Below are 15,119 nucleotides of genomic sequence, written 5' to 3'. Positions count from 1 at the left end.
TTTACTCCAGAACCATCTTGATGTCGTGGCCGCCGGAATAGATCAGGTGGCCCTCGGGCACGAAGATCCGGTCTTCCAGGGGGCTTACCGCCAGTATGGGCAGAAACTCGAGCCCTGGATGGCGGAGGGTACCGGCCACGATGCTGACCTTTTCCCCCGCCTCGAGACTCCTGACCGCCACCGAATCTGTCTCGACTCCCGAAGGGAGGGAGCCGTTCCGGGCCGAGATCGGGAGGCGCAGACGCCTGTCTTCCGAGCTCAGGGCCTCGGCCTTTTCTGGCAGAACAAAGGACTCTGTAAAGGTCACCCTATGGCCGGAGATGGAGGCTATTCTGAGATTCTCCTTGACAACCGAATTGTCCGCTCCGACCAGACAGGCTCGGTCGCCCGACTTGAAGCCCGAGACGGCAAGAAACCTGAGCTCCTCTCCTGCCCGGAGGGGCTCTGCCAGGAGGAGCTTGATCCGCTCGTCAAAGGTACCCACCTGGCTGCCCACAGGAGCGTCCAGGGGGACCTGTTGCCTTGCCCCCTTTTTCGGCCCCACCTCGAGGCGGAACTGCTGGATCGAGGCGAGGAGTCTTATGAGAGCCACGTGGTCGACTTCAGGCACCTCTTCGACTTCGGCGCAGACCTCAGAGAGGTAGACATCCCGGCCCAGCTCCCAACCCCTGCGGTCTACACCTCCCAGGAGAGGATGGAGGAAGGTTTCCAGTCTCTTGAGTACCGCAAGCTTCGCGGCGTCCGCCTTGTCGGGGTGTTCCGGGACCACTTGGGCTTCTACGGCGGCTTCGATATACTCGGGCCCTGTAACGTAGATGCGACCGGCAGCCTTCAGGTTGGCCAGGACTCGGTCTTTCAGGTAGCCCTCCACTCGCCGCAGCAGGGCCGGAGGGGGTGTAGGCCTTGTATCTCGGCTCTCGGGCGTGATGACCACCGTTACCCAACCCGGCTCTTCAAGGCCTGTGGCGTTGCGTACGGGCAGACACGCGGCACGGGCCACCTCGCCGCTTGCCTCCCTGGCAAGCCAGACAAAATCCTCGGATGTGACGGCCCGCCGACGGTGTTTGAGACTCTGCGGGCCCCGCTCCTTGACTTCACTCACCGGCTTGGAATCGGAACCTCCGGCTGCCGGCTCTGGATTGGTCGCACTCTTGATGTTGGCCAGATCCCCGCTCGGGTTGCGTAAGGCCGTGATAGCACCTGCCGGTGCATTGGCCTTGGCCCCATCGAGGTTGCGGTAGATAAGGGCCCTGATGTTGTCTCGCCCCACAGGGGGAATCTTGCCCTGCTCGCCGTCCCCAAAACGGACATCCCCTGTAATGGCATCGAGGGTGAAGTGCCTGCTCGAAGGAGCAGAGCCATGGAAGTCGGATACCCGGGTCCATCGGATCCAGATCCCTTGTCCGGGGGCACCCCCTTTGTCTTCCAGGAGAGCACCGGCCGTGCTGCCGGCGCTGCGCAGTTCCTCCTGGAGCCGTCTCAGTTCATCACTCGGGGGGCGGTCAGGTTCCCTGACCGCGAGGGAAAGCTCGGGGAGCACGGGAGGTCTCTTGAGGGTAAAGACCTGATTCGGCTTACCGTCACTCGAACCGAGAACCTCGTTCCGGATGGTGACGGCATTAAGGGCAGGGGCGGTATTGAGGCGGATGGCCTTGAGAAAGGGCGTGGGGATCGGCCTCGTCCCGGGCCTTCTTGCCTCTGCCTCTGCCCGGCTCCAGATATATTTCGCTATGGGTCGGTCCTCGGCACCCCGGGAGTTCGCTCCATTGAGAGAGACAGTCGCCCTTTGACCCTCGGTGACAATAGTCCGATCAGGGCCCGCCTCGGCTGTGGGAGGGCTGGAAGATACTATCCGCCAGGTATAGGTAGAGATCTTTCCCCCTGGGCCGAAGGCCTCCGAGTTGAAGGCGTCTAGGGTGACGGCGGCCTTGCCGTCGAGAGCAGTGACCTTCTGGTCCTGTCCGGCCCTTGCAAGGGGGCCGAGGCGCCAGGTGTAACGGGTGATCCTTCTCGACTCGTCAAAGGACAGGGACCTGGAAGCGTCGAGGGAGACGGTGGCTGTCTCCCCGTCGGAACTTACCTGCCCGTCGCCTCCGGCGTCGGCCAAGGGGTGGAGGTGGGGCCGGCCCCGGAGCCAGTAGGCCTCCTGGCCGAACTCGGTTCGGGGTTTGTGATCCTCTGGTCCGAAGAAACCCAGATACTCTCTCCGCTTCAGTCCCCTGCTCCCGTCCGAGGCCCGGAGGGCGGCCCATCGGCTCCCGTTCCAATATTCCCAGAAGACCGGAGGCAGGGTTACATGGGCGGCGGCCTCTTCCTGAACATCGAGGAGCAGCTGGATCCATTTGTTCCGGGGGAAGGCGGGCTTGAAGCCCATATAGAGAGCCGGTCCTTCCTCGGCTGCACTGAAAGGCGAGAAAGGGGTGTTCTCCTCTATGGTCGCGGAGGTACGGTCTGTGAAGGCCGAATCCACCTGGCTGAGGCAGTACTCTGCGTGCCCGGGCTTCCCTGCAGGGGGCCGGTAGGTGTAACCCAACCTGAGGGAGCCCAGGGCCGGGGGTTGGACCACCTCTGGCACCCACCGCCTCCCCCTGGCGTCCCAGTAACCCTCCCGGCCATAGAGTCCCCTTGTCATTCGGACCCGCAGCCAGTGGTGTTTCTCCCCGTTTACCGTGACGGGCCTGGAGGGATCGAGTTCCGGATGGGCGGAGTCGGGTAAGACGAAGGAGACCTCGTGCCGGCCTGCCAGGGTAAAGGCCCGGCTCGTATCCCGAAAGTGGAAACCAGGGGTGGACTCTGCCGGAGCGCGGCTCGAGGACCTGCCGATCGGCTGCCAGGTCTCGCCGTCGTAGTACTCCCAGGTCAGGACCACCTCCTCGGAGGCGACCCCCGGGTCCCCGATATCCAGGGTCAGGGTGACTGTCGCTCCGGGTTTGGCGAGGGGTTCATCCGCGGCCATGTAAAAGGTGTCGTGATTGCATGGCCGCCTGCCCAGGGGATAGAACTCTTTTGTGAGGTCCAGCGGGATATAGGCGGCGCTCTCGATGGGGTTGTAATAGGAGAGATCGGGCAGGAGGTTCCCCGATTGGACACGCACGCTTCTGGAAATCCTGACCGTATCGAGGACCGGAAGGAGGGTCCGGTCTGCGCCTCCTGTCAAAAGGGCACGGATCCAGCGGCTGGTCCACTGCTCGTCGTTCTGGGTGATCGTATGCTCACCGATTTCGGGTGGTGCGGTGAAGGTGACGAACCCGCTTGTGAGAAGTCCCCGGGTCTCGTCCTCGGGCTGAGGGGAAAAGCGCTTCCAATCCGCGGCATTCTCGTCGTAATATTCCCACAGAAGCCGCCAGTCAGGAGACCCATGTTGCGCTTTGACCTGAAAATGGAGCTTGATGACGGCACCCTTCCGGGTTGCCTCGTCGGGAAAGGCAAAGACCGCGCCATGGCCTATGTAGAGGGCGCGCCTCCGTTCTTTTTCGCCCCGGAATGCGGCAAAGCCCGCACGTGTGGTTTCAGCGGAAGAGGCAGAGTCCCCGCCTCCAGCCTCCGGGGTACGGTCGCTGTAGTTGAGCGGATCAAAGGCGATGCACTTTACGAGTCTGGTTGAAGAGACCACCACATCGCGTTCGGTCTCGAAGATTATCTCGGGGAGGGTCTCGGTCTGAACCGTTGCCACCTGGGTGCCGGCGGGTACGAGGATGTGGGAAGGGCCGTCGGGTTGGAGGGTGAAGGTGAGTTCCGTACCTGCCGGACTGGGGGGGAGCAGATCGACCCCGGCTTCGTTGAGGAAGGCCAGGAAGTGCTTTTCAGGTACCTGGTCGAGGCGGTTGAAGACGAGTTCCACCATGCGGCCGAAGAGGTTCATCAGCGCCCAGCCTGCTCCTCCGGGCTGGAGTTTCAAGCCCTGCTCGGCCAACTCTTCCTTCACAAAGTGGAGGGCCTCCTCGGAGTTTCGTGCCTCTCCCTCGGTGTGATTTTTGATCCGGATCCTGAACCCCGGAGCTTCGATTCTCATCGTACCTCCCCACGTTCCAGGTAGAAGGGATAGACCAGGTTGAAACGGGTGTCCGTGGCCCGAACCCGGTAGCGGATATTGATCCGCAACAGGACCGGCCGGCCCGGGTCGGCCTGGACATTCACCTCCTCCAGGTCGATCCGCGGTTCCCAGCGGGTGAGGGCCTCTTCCACATGAAAGCGGACAAGGCCGGCAGTACGGCTGTTGTTCGGGGAGAACACGTAGTCGTGGATGCCGCAGCCGAACTCAGGACGCATCAGCCTCTCTCCAGGTGCGGTGCCGAGGATGATCCAGATCCGCTCTCGAATATCCTCTTCATGGCGGCTGAGAGCGATCTCGCCCTGGTCGTCGGTCTGCACGGGAAACTTCCATCCCACCCCGAGGAACTCCTGGCTCATGGCTACGCTCCTTTGGTGAAGATCGTGCTCTGGACGCTCTTGATCGCCGGTACGGTCGGCGGCGACGTTGGAGCACCGAGGTTACCCACGTGGAAATGGGCGTTGAAGATATCGAGAAAGGTGTCGTTCACCAGGGTCAGGGCGGCGGAGGAGCCCAGCTTGATCGAGGTGGCATCCAGTGTTATCGCGGAAGGGGCCGAGATGGTCACCGTGCCTGTCACGTTGATTGTCAGGTTGCCCCCCACTGTCTGGTCCTGGTTTCCACCGGTCTTGACGGTCAGGGAATTGGCATTCGAGTCGAGCACCATCTCGTTGCCGGCCTTGTCGGCCAGGGTCACGGTGCCGGCTGCATCGTCGAGGGTGATAGTGTGGCCCTCCTTGGTTTTCAACTCGATCTTTTCCTGTCCTTTTCCGTCGTCCAGGTGGATCTCGTGCCCACCCTGGCTCTTTATGATCAATCTCGCCTTCTCCTCGTCGATGTTGTCGTCGAAGGTAAGAACGTGGCCGCTCCTGGAGTGGATGGTACGGAGGTGGTTCTTGCCCTCCCCATCCATGCTCTCCGGGGGTTCGTCGTCGGCGTTCCAAAGAGAGCCGATGACAAAGGGACGGTCCAGGTCTCCGTGCTCGAAGGCCACGAGCACCTCTTCCCCTACCTCGGGGACGAAGTAAGTACCCCGCCCACTTCCAGCCATGAGCGTGGCGATGCGCGCCCAGTAGCTGTGGGCCCGATCCTCCTCGGAAGAGATGGATACCGCTTCTGCGGCCTCACCCATCCAGGGGAAGTCGACCTTGACCCGGCCGAGGTTGAGGGGATCCTTTATGTCCCGGACTATGCCGACCACCACGCCGTACACCTTGTTCTGCTGGTCGGCCCCGGGAGTGCGGGCATTGAGAAGTTCGAGCAGGCTCATCTGGCGTTCCTCTTTACCTGGAAATCCGTACGGTACCCCCCGCCGTCGATGGTGTGGGTGGCCGCGGTGACGTAATAGTTCCCGCTGAATCTCTTCCCCAGGCCTTTGAGGGCGAGTACCATCCTCGCCCTGAGCCTCGGGTTGCCGATGCAGGAACCGCTTCCTGTGATGAAATTCATGGCCTGGGTCTCGAGCCTGGCTCGGGCCACCTCGTTTGCCTCCTGGGAGGTGGTAATGTTGTGGTCCTCCACCAGGAGGTGATGGTCACCGAAGACACTGCGGGCTATCTGTTGGCCTGTCTCTGTGCCCATCTTAACCCGCTCATCGCCGGCCCGGGCAGTGCCCACCAGGGGTTCCTTGCCCCGGCCCTGCGAGGTCTGAGATCCCCTCACCGTGACCTCTGTGGGAGCATTGAAGGTGGAGAGCCTGGGGCTGAAATGGATGAGACTCCTGCCCCACTCAAGGGTCAACCCGGGGCTCGGGTTCTCCAGATAGCGGGGGCGTTGAAAGTAGAGGGTCTCTCGTTTCACCACCACCTCGTAGCCGATCCGCTCGGCCCTTTGCCTGAGAAAAGAGGCGCACGTCTCCCCTTTGGGGGAGACCAGGGGATACTCCACCTCGGTCTCATCCACCATGGGCTCCAGGTTCATCTGGGTGGCGATTTGGCGGACGATTCCACTGTCGGTGGTGGCCTTGAACGGCTTTCGAAGGCGCGTCCGCTGGAGCCTGTGATAGAGGCTGTATCCCTGCACCCTCAAGGTGGGCTGTCCACTGGCTGGAAAACTGGGATTGACCGCGGTTATCTCCCCAACCATCATGGAGACGAGATCGTCCGCGTAACCCATGTAGATCTCCACCCTGTTACCCTCGTCAAAGATACGGCTGTCCATCCACTGGAGCCTCTCTCCACCTGGGAAGAGGCGATCAGGTTCAGGGAGGTGATCCCGGACGGTGAAGCTGAAGGAGTCGGCCCGGTCTGCATTGTCGACCACGGTCACCGAAAGCACGTCGGCGGTGACGCCGTGACGGAGCTCGGTGCCGCCGAGCAGGATTCGAAAGCTGGGTGCATAAGACCTGCCTGGACTCACGGATACGATCACTCCAAGGCAGGGATGACCAGCACTTGCCCTGGTCTAAGGGCAAGGGGGTCATCCATGCGGTTCTCCTGGGCGATGGGTCGCCACAATCCTGGGTCGCCATACTCCTGGTGAGCGATCCTGTTCAGGGTATCACCCCTCTTGACCACGTAACGCTTGGTGAAATCCGCTGACTGGAGGTTCCCAGCCTGTTTCTGTGCCTCGCAGTATTCCTTGAAAGAGACGTCCACCGTGGCCCTGACAGGGGTTCCGTCCGGGAGGAAAAGGGTGAAGCGCTGGTCTGCCCTTTCCAGCACCCCGGCAAAATCGAGTCTGCCCCAGTTGAAGTGGCAGACTGGGGGAGCGTGGAGCTCTCTGTGGATCTCCAGGAGCTTCATGATCTTCTGGGTGTGCTCCCTCACATCAGAGCCCTGTTCATAGGTATCGAAGAACAACTGCATGGAGAGCGTACGGGCATTTCCGCGGACAAACTGAAGCGGCGGGGTACCCAGGCCGGGTATGGCCACCTCGGCAAACTGGTTGGCCTTGTTGAGTCGATATTCCGTGGGGTTGAACAGGACCTGGACGACCTCTTTCTTGTTCTTTATCTCGTACCAGATCGTCGCCTTTTCGAGTTCCATGGTACTACTGTCCTCCTCAGCCTAGATGCCGAGACTCTCCCGCTCTATGGTGAGACGGTCCTCTATGATGGAATAGACTTGATCTGCCAGCCGCTCCAGATCTATTGCCCGGCCACCCGCCTCGGCCGTTCCCCCGCCCGAAGGCTCTTCCGCAGATGATGGGGTTCCACCCTCCTCTCTCTGCGCTGCCAAGGGGACTCCTTTTCCGGAGTTCCCGGATCGAGCGTTGATCTGCGCTAAAGGTTGTCCCCTCCTCCCGGCCGGGCTCTCGGAGACCCTCCTGACAAGGGGCATTTCCCCGGTCGAGCCGGGTATCTCTCCCATCAACGGCCGGGCATCCGTGAGAGGAGAGACCCCTGTCGCCACTTCTCTGTCCGGGGTCCTCACCTGCCCTCCACCCGGGCCACCTTGCTCTTGCTCCCCCAGCACGGCTTGTCCGCGAGGGCCGGACATCTCTCCCCGCATGGCCGCGAAGGGTCCGAGAGGCAAAGAAGAATCGATCGGCAAGAGGGCCGGTTGCACCCCGCGGCCCGGCTTGGAGCCGGGCATGGAAGATCGAGGAGGGTCTATTACGGCATAGGAGATGATATCCGGCACGTTGGGCACGTGGGTCCTTTGGAGGCCGGGTCCCCGGGCAGCGGAGGGCACGCCGTCCGGGTGTCGATTTCTGGAATGGCCTGATTCTCGCTGCACAAGGGCGGGCTGCAATCCTTGTTCGTAGAGGCTCCCCGAGGAAGGAGTCGAGGTGATCCTCTGAAACCCGCCGGCCTTGTTTGAGATCGGCTCCTCAAGAGGCCCGCCGGTAGGCCACGAGGGTGAGCCTGGAGCAACCCTTGCCAGAGACCCCTGGTTCTGCAAAGGGAAGGCCGGATCAGGGGCTGCCCTGCCCGGAGCCGGGGTTGAGATCAGGGTCCCGGAAAGAGCCGGGGCCGGCGTGGACCCAAGGCGGCCGGAATCCCGGGCAGAAGGCTCAGGGGCAAGAGGCAGCCCGCGGGTTCCAGCCTCCTGCGAAAGGAGAGGATTCGATACTCCCCTCTGGAGCGGGACTTTTCCGTCGGATTGCGGAGTCAGGGAGCCGGCCTTAGGGGTTGAGACTCGGCGACCCGGTTTTGCTTGAGGGGCCTCTTCTCCCTCGGGAGAGACCTGCTTCCCGGAGAGCAGGCCGGGGTCGCCGGGCCGTGGCGCTCCAGGACCTGCGGGCTGGAGGGCAGTCCTTGCCGGAAGGTCCGAGTAGGCGGCGAGACTGCCGGCTTTTCTGTCCCTGGCTGCGGCGGCATAGGTGGTTGCGAGAGGTATCCGGGCAGGGGACTTGATCGGTTCGATTCCCGTCTGCACGGCGTCAATCCCCGCGGCCGGGGGAACAGAGTCCCTGCCCCGTGAGGAGGGAGGTGTCTGGTAGAGATCTCGGTTTGTGGAGGCAGGCCCTCCTGCCGGATCTCGGTAAGGACTCGTCTGAGGAGAGAGAGGGGGAGAAAGCCCCATCCCGGCAGGGGCCGACAGGGGGCTGTACGAGAGAAGAGGGAAATCCTGGGAAAAGGAAACCCCTACAGGCCTGAAGCGTCTCCGGATCTCAGAGAGCATGGGCAGGTAGCCCGACTTCGACTTGCCGGCTGGCCACCCTGCCGGATCTGTCTGTATGAGCCCCGGAGCCCGCCCGTAGCGGCCCAGGATACGCTCTCCCAGTTGGGTGGTCGCTTCCTGTGTCTCCTGCACAGAGATATCACGGGTCGGCTCTTTCCGGGGACCTCGGGCAGGGATCTCTTGTTTAGGGCCCTGTTGCTTGGGTTTCATCTATTGGTTCCTCCCGGTCTGCTCTCTCACCGTGCTTTGGCTATTCCCCTGTGGACCAGTTCCACCGTCTCCACGGCCACAACGGCGGAGGTCGCGCGCAGCTCCGGCCCGGTCCACTTGACCGGATAGGCCTGGACAAAATTCCAGCGCCACTTCTCTTCTCCTGCGGCGTCCAGAAGGACGATGGATCCGTTTTTCCTCTGGATGGTACCCTGGGTCACCTCCTGGTGCCACTTCCAGAGGGCGTCGACGTCTGTCATCCCGTGTTTGAGAACGAGATTCGACGGATAGCGGGCAGGGCCGGCCAACCTGTGAACATAGCCGTTGACCCCGCCTTCGCGATAGTCGTGGACCTCGACTTCGACCTCCAGACCGGTGACCTCGCTGAACCCGCCGGCCACTACCCCATCGATTTCGACCAGGAAGTTGAAAGCCAGATAAGGGTCTGTACGGTCCCCTACCGCCATGGTTTGCCGCTCCCTGCGGTCTCATTGAGCCGGTGATTGATCTTGGCGATCTCCCCGACCCACCGCTGCCGCTCGCGGTGTTCCATCCCCATGATCTGGTCGAACGGCCAGTGGAAGTGATAGGCTATGTAAGCTACCTCCTCGAACAGTCGGTCCAAGGGGTAGCTCATCACCCCCCCGAGCCGTTGACCTCCACCTCGAAGGCCTTCTCACAATGGGGGCATGTGACCCCCAACCGGCTGTGGCCGTTCTGGTTGACGCGACGATAGAAGTCCTGCAAGAAGGCCAGATCGGCCGAGAAGATGCCCTCGATTATCTTGGGATTGATGTGGGTCAACTCGCCGAGGCGGGTGATCACCCGGGAAAGGAGGATGATCACCAGATAGCCCGGGTTCGCCTGGACACGGGGATCCTTCATGGGTGCGATCTCGTCGTAGGCTGTGGCAAGGCGCATCACTCCCTCACGGTGGAGGTTGCCATCGGCGTCCACATATCCCCGGGGCAGGGTGAAAGGGAATTCTGTCTCGAGCGTCATGCCTTTTCCACTCCTTCATGGGTGATTTCCAGGTCCTCGACAGCCACCTCGTTTCCCGTGGCATTGAGGCTCGGGCCCGTCCACTTGGTGGGCCAGCCGTTGCGGAAGTTCCAGCGGAGCTTCTCCTCTCCGGCGTCGTCCAGGAGGACGATGGAGCCGTTCTTTCGCTCAACCTTGCCGTCCATTGCCTTCTTTCGCCACTCCCAGAGCTCCGCATCGTCGGTGATGCCCCACTTAAGGGTGATGTTGGAATACTTGACCAGGCCCGGCAGCTTGCGCGGCGTCAGAGCTTCGTTCCCCTCCCGGTATTCGATGGGGTCCTGGGAGGAATCCAACCCGGAGCATTCCCGGAAGCCCGCCCGGGTGATGCCGTCCAACTCCACCAGAAAATTATAAGCGCGATACGGATCTTTTCGATCTCCCACTGGCATGATTCAAACCTCCTTGGCGTTTTATCCGGGCCCGGCGGACCCGGCAGGTCTTGCCCCGGTGTCGGGATACCGGTTCAATGCACTACAGGTATACACGTGGACGAGATTGCCCTCCTGGTCCCTGAGGAAGGCCCGATCGCCCACGTTGTTCCAGATCGCGGCCCCGCGCCGCCCCCAGTAAAGATCTTTCGCCGTGTCGGCCCCGGCTTTTGTCCAGATGCGTACCGACAGGCCGGGATGCAGGGTAAATTGCGGGAAAACAAAGGTGTGGCCGGCAAGGTCGCTGATAGTCCAACCTGTCAGATCGGCGGGCCTTTTGCCCTTGTTCTCGATCACCACATGCTCTCCTGCCCAGTCATGACCTGGAGGGTCGTATTCGATACGAGTAATTGCCAACTCGGGGGGAGGACCGCCTCCCGTGGGATTCGGCGTTCCCGGCGAGCCGCGGGGTCTTGTGGGCTTGAAGGCCACCGTTGCTCCGCCGGCCTCCTGGATGATGCGGAGGATGACGAATTCATTCGGCTCTGTGGGAGCAAGACGGACCTCGGCAACCAGTCTTCCTGCCCGGCGTACCTCCGGTGGGCTTGTTTCTTCATCACACTTCACCGAGAAGGCCTCCTCGGGTGATGTCCCCTTGAGTGCTCCCCTCTGGAACAGGTCGGTGAAATAGACGGTGAGCTCCCGGCGGATCCCGGCCCAGAGGCTGGGATCATGGGGTTCGAAGACGGCCTCCGACAGGGTCTGGCCCACCCAGCGTGCCACCGTGAGAAGGAGACGGCAGACGCTGACATAGGCCAGGTTCTCATCCCTGCTGAGGGTCCGTGCCCCCCAGACCCGGATGCCACGTCCAGGAAAGGCTCGGAGACAGTTGACTCCTGCGGGATTGAGGAGACCTTGCTCTCCATTGGTGAGAGAGACCTCCAGATCGAGGGCTCCTTCCAGCACTTCGTTGGCCGGCGCCTTGTGAACCCCCACCTGCCTGTCGCTTCTCGCATAAACCCCTGCCACATGGCCGCAGGGCGGCACGCAGGTGGTCTCCTCCAACTTGATCCAGGGGTAGTAGAGTGCACCCCTGGTCCCCTTCAGCTTCTGCCGTTGGACGAGAACCTGGCTGGGATCCGCCCCGGGAAGGCTGTCGAGTATGGCAAAAGGACCCTCCAGAGAATCGCAAAGGCCGAGGACATCGTTCTGCATGGCCGTCACTTCCTCGGGGTTGGGCGACCGACCCCATCGCCGCAGGAGCTGCCCCACATAGGCCGACCAGACAGGACCGAGGGAGTCTGGCGGGGGGAGAGCCTCCTGGGGATACATCCTGATAAGATCCGGAGTGCAGACCAGGTCTCCCGTCTCCCAAGAGGCCAGGGCATCAAGGCCCATCTTCAGTGCATCTCGGGGCGGGTCGGCCCGGTCCAGAGGTACCACATAGCAGAGAGTCCCGCGGTTTTCGAAGAAGCCCCGGACCGCGTCAGCCAGGTGGCCCCCCGGTGGGGGCGGGCCGAAGGCCTCCTCGAACTGGGGCCAGAGGGTGACGCGTTGGGGGGTATAGAGGGTCTTCCTCCCCAACTCGTCGCCGGGGACTCTTCCGGTGTAACCGAGGAAGGCGGGTACCCCAGTGCGTGGCTCGGCCCTTGCCTCGAGCAGTCTCTCCTCCCTATAGATCCCGGGTGTCGTGTAGGTCGGCATTGTCGATTCCACCCTGATGCCGGGTCTTCCGGGCGGTTATGAACCGCTCGGTCCCGTCCACTGGCTGATACGGAAAATCACGAACTCAGCAGGCTTGACAACAGCCACGCCGATCTCGGTGACCACCTGGCCGAGTTCGCGTACCTCCGGTGGATTCGTCTCGGCATCGCACTTCACGTAGAAGGCCTCCTGCGGAGTGGTGCCGAAGAGGGCTCCCCCACGCCAAACGTTGGTGAGGAAGGCCGTGATGTTCCGCGTTATCTTGGCCCAGAGCTTCGGCTCGTTCGGCTCAAAGACGACCCACTGCGTCCCCTTGTCTATGGACTCGCGGAGGAAGTTGAAGAGGCGGCGGACGTTTATGTAGATCCACTCGGGATCGCCTGCCGGGTCAGAGGCGAGGGTACGTGCCCCCCAGACCTTGATAGTGCCGTTGAAGGGCCGGATGCAGTTGACCCCCTTTGGGTTGAGGGTCTTCTGGAGGATCTTGCTCACCCGGTATCGAGTTCCCAGAGCGCCCATGATCATCTCGTTGGCAGGGGCCTTGTGCACGCCACGCTGGGCGTCGCTTCGGGCGTAGATCCCGGCAAGATGGCCGCTTGGAGGAACGGCGACGCGGGAACCAGCCGGCTTGAGGGGATCGGCCACCTCGATCCAGGGGAAGTAGAAGGCACCGTATCCCTTCTTGTTTGCGGCGGGCCGCCAGATGCCGCTGTCATCCGTGGTGATGACGAAGTTGTCGTCGGTGATATCCCGGGTGCTGTCGAGGATTGCCACCCGGTCTTCCATCAACTGGCAGTGGGTGACGAGCTTTTCGTGGATCGCGTGGAGGGCGTCCTGGGAGGTGTCTGGCGGCAGAGGAGCGGCCACCACCGCGATCTCGTCGATACTCTGGAACTGGTCCACCGCATCGTCCAGGTCATCGACGGAGCTGACCCGGTTGACCCAGCAGCGGGTGCCCCCGTTGTTGAAGAACCCGTAGACCCCATGGGCCAGATACTGATTGGCTGCCTGGAAATCGCCGAATTTCTGCTTGAACTCCTCCCAGTTGTTTACCGGCTGAGGGTCTTGAGCGTCGGCTTGGCTGTAATGGCCGCCTGCCGGTTTCTCAGGCATCTGGTCATCTGCAATATCGGCAGAGAGGCCGACAAAACCGGCCGTGCTGGTGCCCACTCCGGCGATCGGTTTGATAGCCGAGGGCACCTCCTCTACGAATACTCCTGGAGCTAAATATTCGGGCATGGCAGACTCCTTTCTTCGGGTTATGGATCAAATTCCAAATGGGCGGGGCCGTTGAGGTTCCCCCTCCATGTGGTCTCTCTCCGGGGATCCGGCTTCTCCATCCATCTCCCCTTTCCACCTCCGGTGAGGAAGGCCCGCCTCGGGCAGAGCCCCTTCCTGGCGCAGCCCGGTTCACGGTGGGGGCTCAGCCAGGGTGAAGTCGAGTGTCTTGACCTCTCCAGGAAAGCCGACCAGCACCGTCTGCTCGGCTGCCTGGTAGCCACGGGCAGAGACCTGGACCACCCGCCTCCCCGCTTCCAGGGGGGGCAGGAGGTATCGTCCCTGGCCGTCGCTGAAACACCCCTCGCCGCTCCCCCTTACCCTTACCTCGGCCATGGCCACGGGATGGCCGGCCTGGTCGGCGATCAGGCCCTTTACCGTGGTGGGGGGGAGGGCGATTTCCGCCTTTCCCATTGCTATGTGGCCCTGGGCGTCGCGGGCGACAGTAACGTCTTTCCGGGCCGTGCCGTAGCGGCCGAGAGCCTCGGGCAGGGAGGCCGCAAGGGTATAGTCTCCTTCAGGAAGGTCCATGAAGTGGAAATGGCCGTCCGCTTCTGTGCGGGTCCGGTCCGGCCTCTCCGCCATGGAAGCCCAAGGAGAGCCCCGTTCCTTTGCCCTGGCGGCGAGCCAGGCCATGAAGGTCTCGGGTCCGTGGCTGATCACCACCTGCCCCCCTCTCACGGCCCTGCCGGTTTGACCGTCGATTACCCTGCCCGCGATGGCGACGACGTGCCGGATGATCTCCCACTCGCTCATGGTGCGGTCTCCTTGGTAACACGAAACTTGAGCATCTTCTCGGTAACCACCTCGGCCTGGACCGGCCTGTGGACCTCGAGGCCGAAGGTCACCATGTAGTTGAGGGCCGCCTTGAGCTTTCCCCCGAGGGCCTGCCAGAAAGGACCCATCATCTCCAGGCGGCCCGGCAGGAGGCTGATGGCGGGTAGGGGAGGCTCCTGGCCTTTCAGCCCCCCCTGGAGCACCTCAGCTGGAATGGTAGGGTGGCGGAGCATGACCTTCATCACTTCTCCGAGGAGCCGATGCTCGTCCCGGGCCGGGTTGGGAGTGCTATCACTCGGCCAGGCCGTGATCAGATAGGAGCATTCCACCCTCACAGGCGGGCGCCTCTTGGTAGTCGACCCGTCGCTCTCTCTCTCCACAATCCACTCGTTTGTCCGCAGATCCCGGTTTTCCCTGATATCGTAAAGGAAGAGATCGACCGAAGGGAGGGTGACCGAGGGAGGGGGGAACTGCTCATCGGGCGTGGCGAAGCTGATGGTGATCTGCGAGACCAGTTCAGCCGGAAGTTCACGCCTGAGCAGTTCTTCCAGGGTCCTGTCGAGATCCTGGATCATGACTCCCCCTTTCCTGTTCGGGCAGGATGGATCTCTGCCGGGAGCAGCCTCATTCTCCTATTCCTCCTGCCGGACTTCTTGCCAGCCTCCATGGCCGTTGATGCGGAATTCCCGGGAATCATGGGTCTCTCCCAGGGCGAGCTCAACAGAGATGGTGAGCTGGGCACCCGGCCTTCCCTCCGGGTCCGGGACAGTCGCCATGAGAGGGGTAAGCCTCACCTCGATGTGGCTTCCCCTGGGTGCCTTGTAGTCTGCAGCGGGAAGAGGAGTGACGCTCAGATCAGACAGAAGGCCGTCCCTGCATGACCAGGTCGCCTTGAGGCGGAGAGCCGATGTTTCGGGCACCAGAGCCTCCTCAAAAGACGCGGTTTTCCACTCTCCCCGGCCCGGGACCGCTTCGGGCCTCGCCTGTCCCGGCCCAAGTACGCCCCTTAGGCTCTCAAGGGTCCATTCGATGTTGTTGAGTTGGACCACGTCCCTCTCGATTTGGAAGGTCTCGGGCTCGGAATCGATAGGATCGGATCCTGACGGGTGGTTTCCCATA

15 protein-coding genes are annotated in these 15,119 nt (G+C 62.3%); all 15 read right to left on the bottom strand.

The window, feature by feature from the left end:
* Position 1: 1 nt before the first annotated feature.
* The 15 genes from JRJ26_09875 to JRJ26_09805 all read right to left on the bottom strand — a co-directional run bounded on the left by JRJ26_09875 (position 2) and on the right by JRJ26_09805 (position 15,118).
* Positions 2-4,012, bottom strand: coding sequence for a putative baseplate assembly protein (locus JRJ26_09875; GenBank protein ID MBW2057787.1), 4,011 nt, complete (start codon positions 4,010-4,012; stop codon positions 2-4).
* Positions 4,009-4,410 carry a GPW/gp25 family protein gene (locus tag JRJ26_09870; protein MBW2057786.1) on the bottom strand — a complete coding sequence of 134 codons (402 nt, stop codon included), beginning with the start codon at positions 4,408-4,410 and terminating at the stop codon, positions 4,009-4,011. The genes JRJ26_09875 and JRJ26_09870 overlap by 4 nt, the downstream gene beginning before the upstream one ends.
* Positions 4,411-4,412: 2 nt before the next feature.
* Entirely contained in the window at positions 4,413-5,321 is a 909-nt protein-coding gene (locus JRJ26_09865) for a phage tail protein (protein MBW2057785.1), read from the bottom strand.
* Positions 5,318-6,409 (bottom strand): phage late control D family protein, encoded by a 1,092-nt coding sequence (locus JRJ26_09860; GenBank protein ID MBW2057784.1) that lies wholly within the window; start codon positions 6,407-6,409, stop codon positions 5,318-5,320. The genes JRJ26_09865 and JRJ26_09860 overlap by 4 nt, the downstream gene beginning before the upstream one ends.
* Before the next feature lie 8 nt (positions 6,410-6,417).
* Positions 6,418-7,038, bottom strand: a complete 621-nt coding sequence (locus tag JRJ26_09855) for a LysM peptidoglycan-binding domain-containing protein (GenBank protein MBW2057783.1) — start codon at positions 7,036-7,038, stop codon at positions 6,418-6,420.
* A gap of 21 nt (positions 7,039-7,059) precedes the next feature.
* On the bottom strand, positions 7,060-7,230 hold the full coding sequence (locus JRJ26_09850; GenBank protein MBW2057782.1) for a hypothetical protein: 171 nt from the start codon (positions 7,228-7,230) through the stop codon (positions 7,060-7,062).
* A 1,625-nt stretch (positions 7,231-8,855) separates the two neighbouring features.
* Complete coding sequence (locus JRJ26_09845; protein ID MBW2057781.1) at positions 8,856-9,296, bottom strand: phage tail protein; 441 nt, start codon at positions 9,294-9,296, stop codon at positions 8,856-8,858.
* On the bottom strand, positions 9,287-9,466 hold the full coding sequence (locus tag JRJ26_09840; protein ID MBW2057780.1) for a hypothetical protein: 180 nt from the start codon (positions 9,464-9,466) through the stop codon (positions 9,287-9,289). The genes JRJ26_09845 and JRJ26_09840 overlap by 10 nt, the downstream gene beginning before the upstream one ends.
* A complete protein-coding gene (locus tag JRJ26_09835; GenBank protein ID MBW2057779.1) occupies positions 9,466-9,831 on the bottom strand; it encodes a phage tail assembly protein in 366 nt (121 codons plus the stop codon). The genes JRJ26_09840 and JRJ26_09835 overlap by 1 nt, the downstream gene beginning before the upstream one ends.
* Complete coding sequence (locus tag JRJ26_09830) at positions 9,828-10,262, bottom strand: phage tail protein (protein MBW2057778.1); 435 nt, start codon at positions 10,260-10,262, stop codon at positions 9,828-9,830. Before JRJ26_09830 ends, JRJ26_09835 begins: the two co-directional genes overlap by 4 nt.
* Positions 10,263-10,283: 21 nt before the next feature.
* Positions 10,284-11,945, bottom strand: a complete 1,662-nt coding sequence (locus JRJ26_09825; protein MBW2057777.1) for a phage tail sheath subtilisin-like domain-containing protein — start codon at positions 11,943-11,945, stop codon at positions 10,284-10,286.
* 36 nt (positions 11,946-11,981) lie between these two features.
* Positions 11,982-13,184, bottom strand: a complete 1,203-nt coding sequence (locus JRJ26_09820; protein MBW2057776.1) for a phage tail sheath family protein — start codon at positions 13,182-13,184, stop codon at positions 11,982-11,984.
* Between the two features lie 171 nt (positions 13,185-13,355).
* Complete coding sequence (locus JRJ26_09815) at positions 13,356-13,979, bottom strand: carboxypeptidase regulatory-like domain-containing protein (GenBank protein ID MBW2057775.1); 624 nt, start codon at positions 13,977-13,979, stop codon at positions 13,356-13,358.
* Complete coding sequence (locus tag JRJ26_09810; protein MBW2057774.1) at positions 13,976-14,575, bottom strand: DUF4255 domain-containing protein; 600 nt, start codon at positions 14,573-14,575, stop codon at positions 13,976-13,978. The genes JRJ26_09815 and JRJ26_09810 overlap by 4 nt, the downstream gene beginning before the upstream one ends.
* Before the next feature lie 57 nt (positions 14,576-14,632).
* A complete protein-coding gene (locus tag JRJ26_09805; GenBank protein ID MBW2057773.1) occupies positions 14,633-15,118 on the bottom strand; it encodes a hypothetical protein in 486 nt (161 codons plus the stop codon).
* Position 15,119: the final 1 nt, after the last annotated feature.

Source organism: Deltaproteobacteria bacterium, from assembly GCA_019308905.1.
In the GTDB taxonomy this organism is placed as follows: domain Bacteria; phylum Desulfobacterota; class BSN033; order WVXP01; family WVXP01; genus JAFDHF01.
The sequence above is the reverse complement of the archived record's forward strand: the minus strand, read 5'-3'. Positions and strand labels throughout refer to the sequence as shown.

What these genes read in the sequence shown, in the direction of transcription:
- JRJ26_09840 (MBW2057780.1), bottom strand. Translation starts at nt 9,466, where the DNA reads ATGAGCTACCCCTTGGACCGACTGTTCGAGGAGGTAGCTTACATAGCC.
- JRJ26_09855 (MBW2057783.1), bottom strand. Translation starts at nt 7,038, where the DNA reads ATGGAACTCGAAAAGGCGACGATCTGGTACGAGATAAAGAACAAGAAA.
- JRJ26_09875 (MBW2057787.1), bottom strand. Translation starts at nt 4,012, where the DNA reads ATGAGAATCGAAGCTCCGGGGTTCAGGATCCGGATCAAAAATCACACC.
- JRJ26_09815 (MBW2057775.1), bottom strand. Translation starts at nt 13,979, where the DNA reads ATGAGCGAGTGGGAGATCATCCGGCACGTCGTCGCCATCGCGGGCAGG.
- JRJ26_09870 (MBW2057786.1), bottom strand. Translation starts at nt 4,410, where the DNA reads ATGAGCCAGGAGTTCCTCGGGGTGGGATGGAAGTTTCCCGTGCAGACC.
- JRJ26_09810 (MBW2057774.1), bottom strand. Translation starts at nt 14,575, where the DNA reads ATGATCCAGGATCTCGACAGGACCCTGGAAGAACTGCTCAGGCGTGAA.
- JRJ26_09845 (MBW2057781.1), bottom strand. Translation starts at nt 9,296, where the DNA reads ATGGCGGTAGGGGACCGTACAGACCCTTATCTGGCTTTCAACTTCCTG.
- JRJ26_09830 (MBW2057778.1), bottom strand. Translation starts at nt 10,262, where the DNA reads ATGCCAGTGGGAGATCGAAAAGATCCGTATCGCGCTTATAATTTTCTG.
- JRJ26_09825 (MBW2057777.1), bottom strand. Translation starts at nt 11,945, where the DNA reads ATGCCGACCTACACGACACCCGGGATCTATAGGGAGGAGAGACTGCTC.
- JRJ26_09865 (MBW2057785.1), bottom strand. Translation starts at nt 5,321, where the DNA reads ATGAGCCTGCTCGAACTTCTCAATGCCCGCACTCCCGGGGCCGACCAG.
- JRJ26_09820 (MBW2057776.1), bottom strand. Translation starts at nt 13,184, where the DNA reads ATGCCCGAATATTTAGCTCCAGGAGTATTCGTAGAGGAGGTGCCCTCG.
- JRJ26_09805 (MBW2057773.1), bottom strand. Translation starts at nt 15,118, where the DNA reads ATGGGAAACCACCCGTCAGGATCCGATCCTATCGATTCCGAGCCCGAG.
- JRJ26_09835 (MBW2057779.1), bottom strand. Translation starts at nt 9,831, where the DNA reads ATGACGCTCGAGACAGAATTCCCTTTCACCCTGCCCCGGGGATATGTG.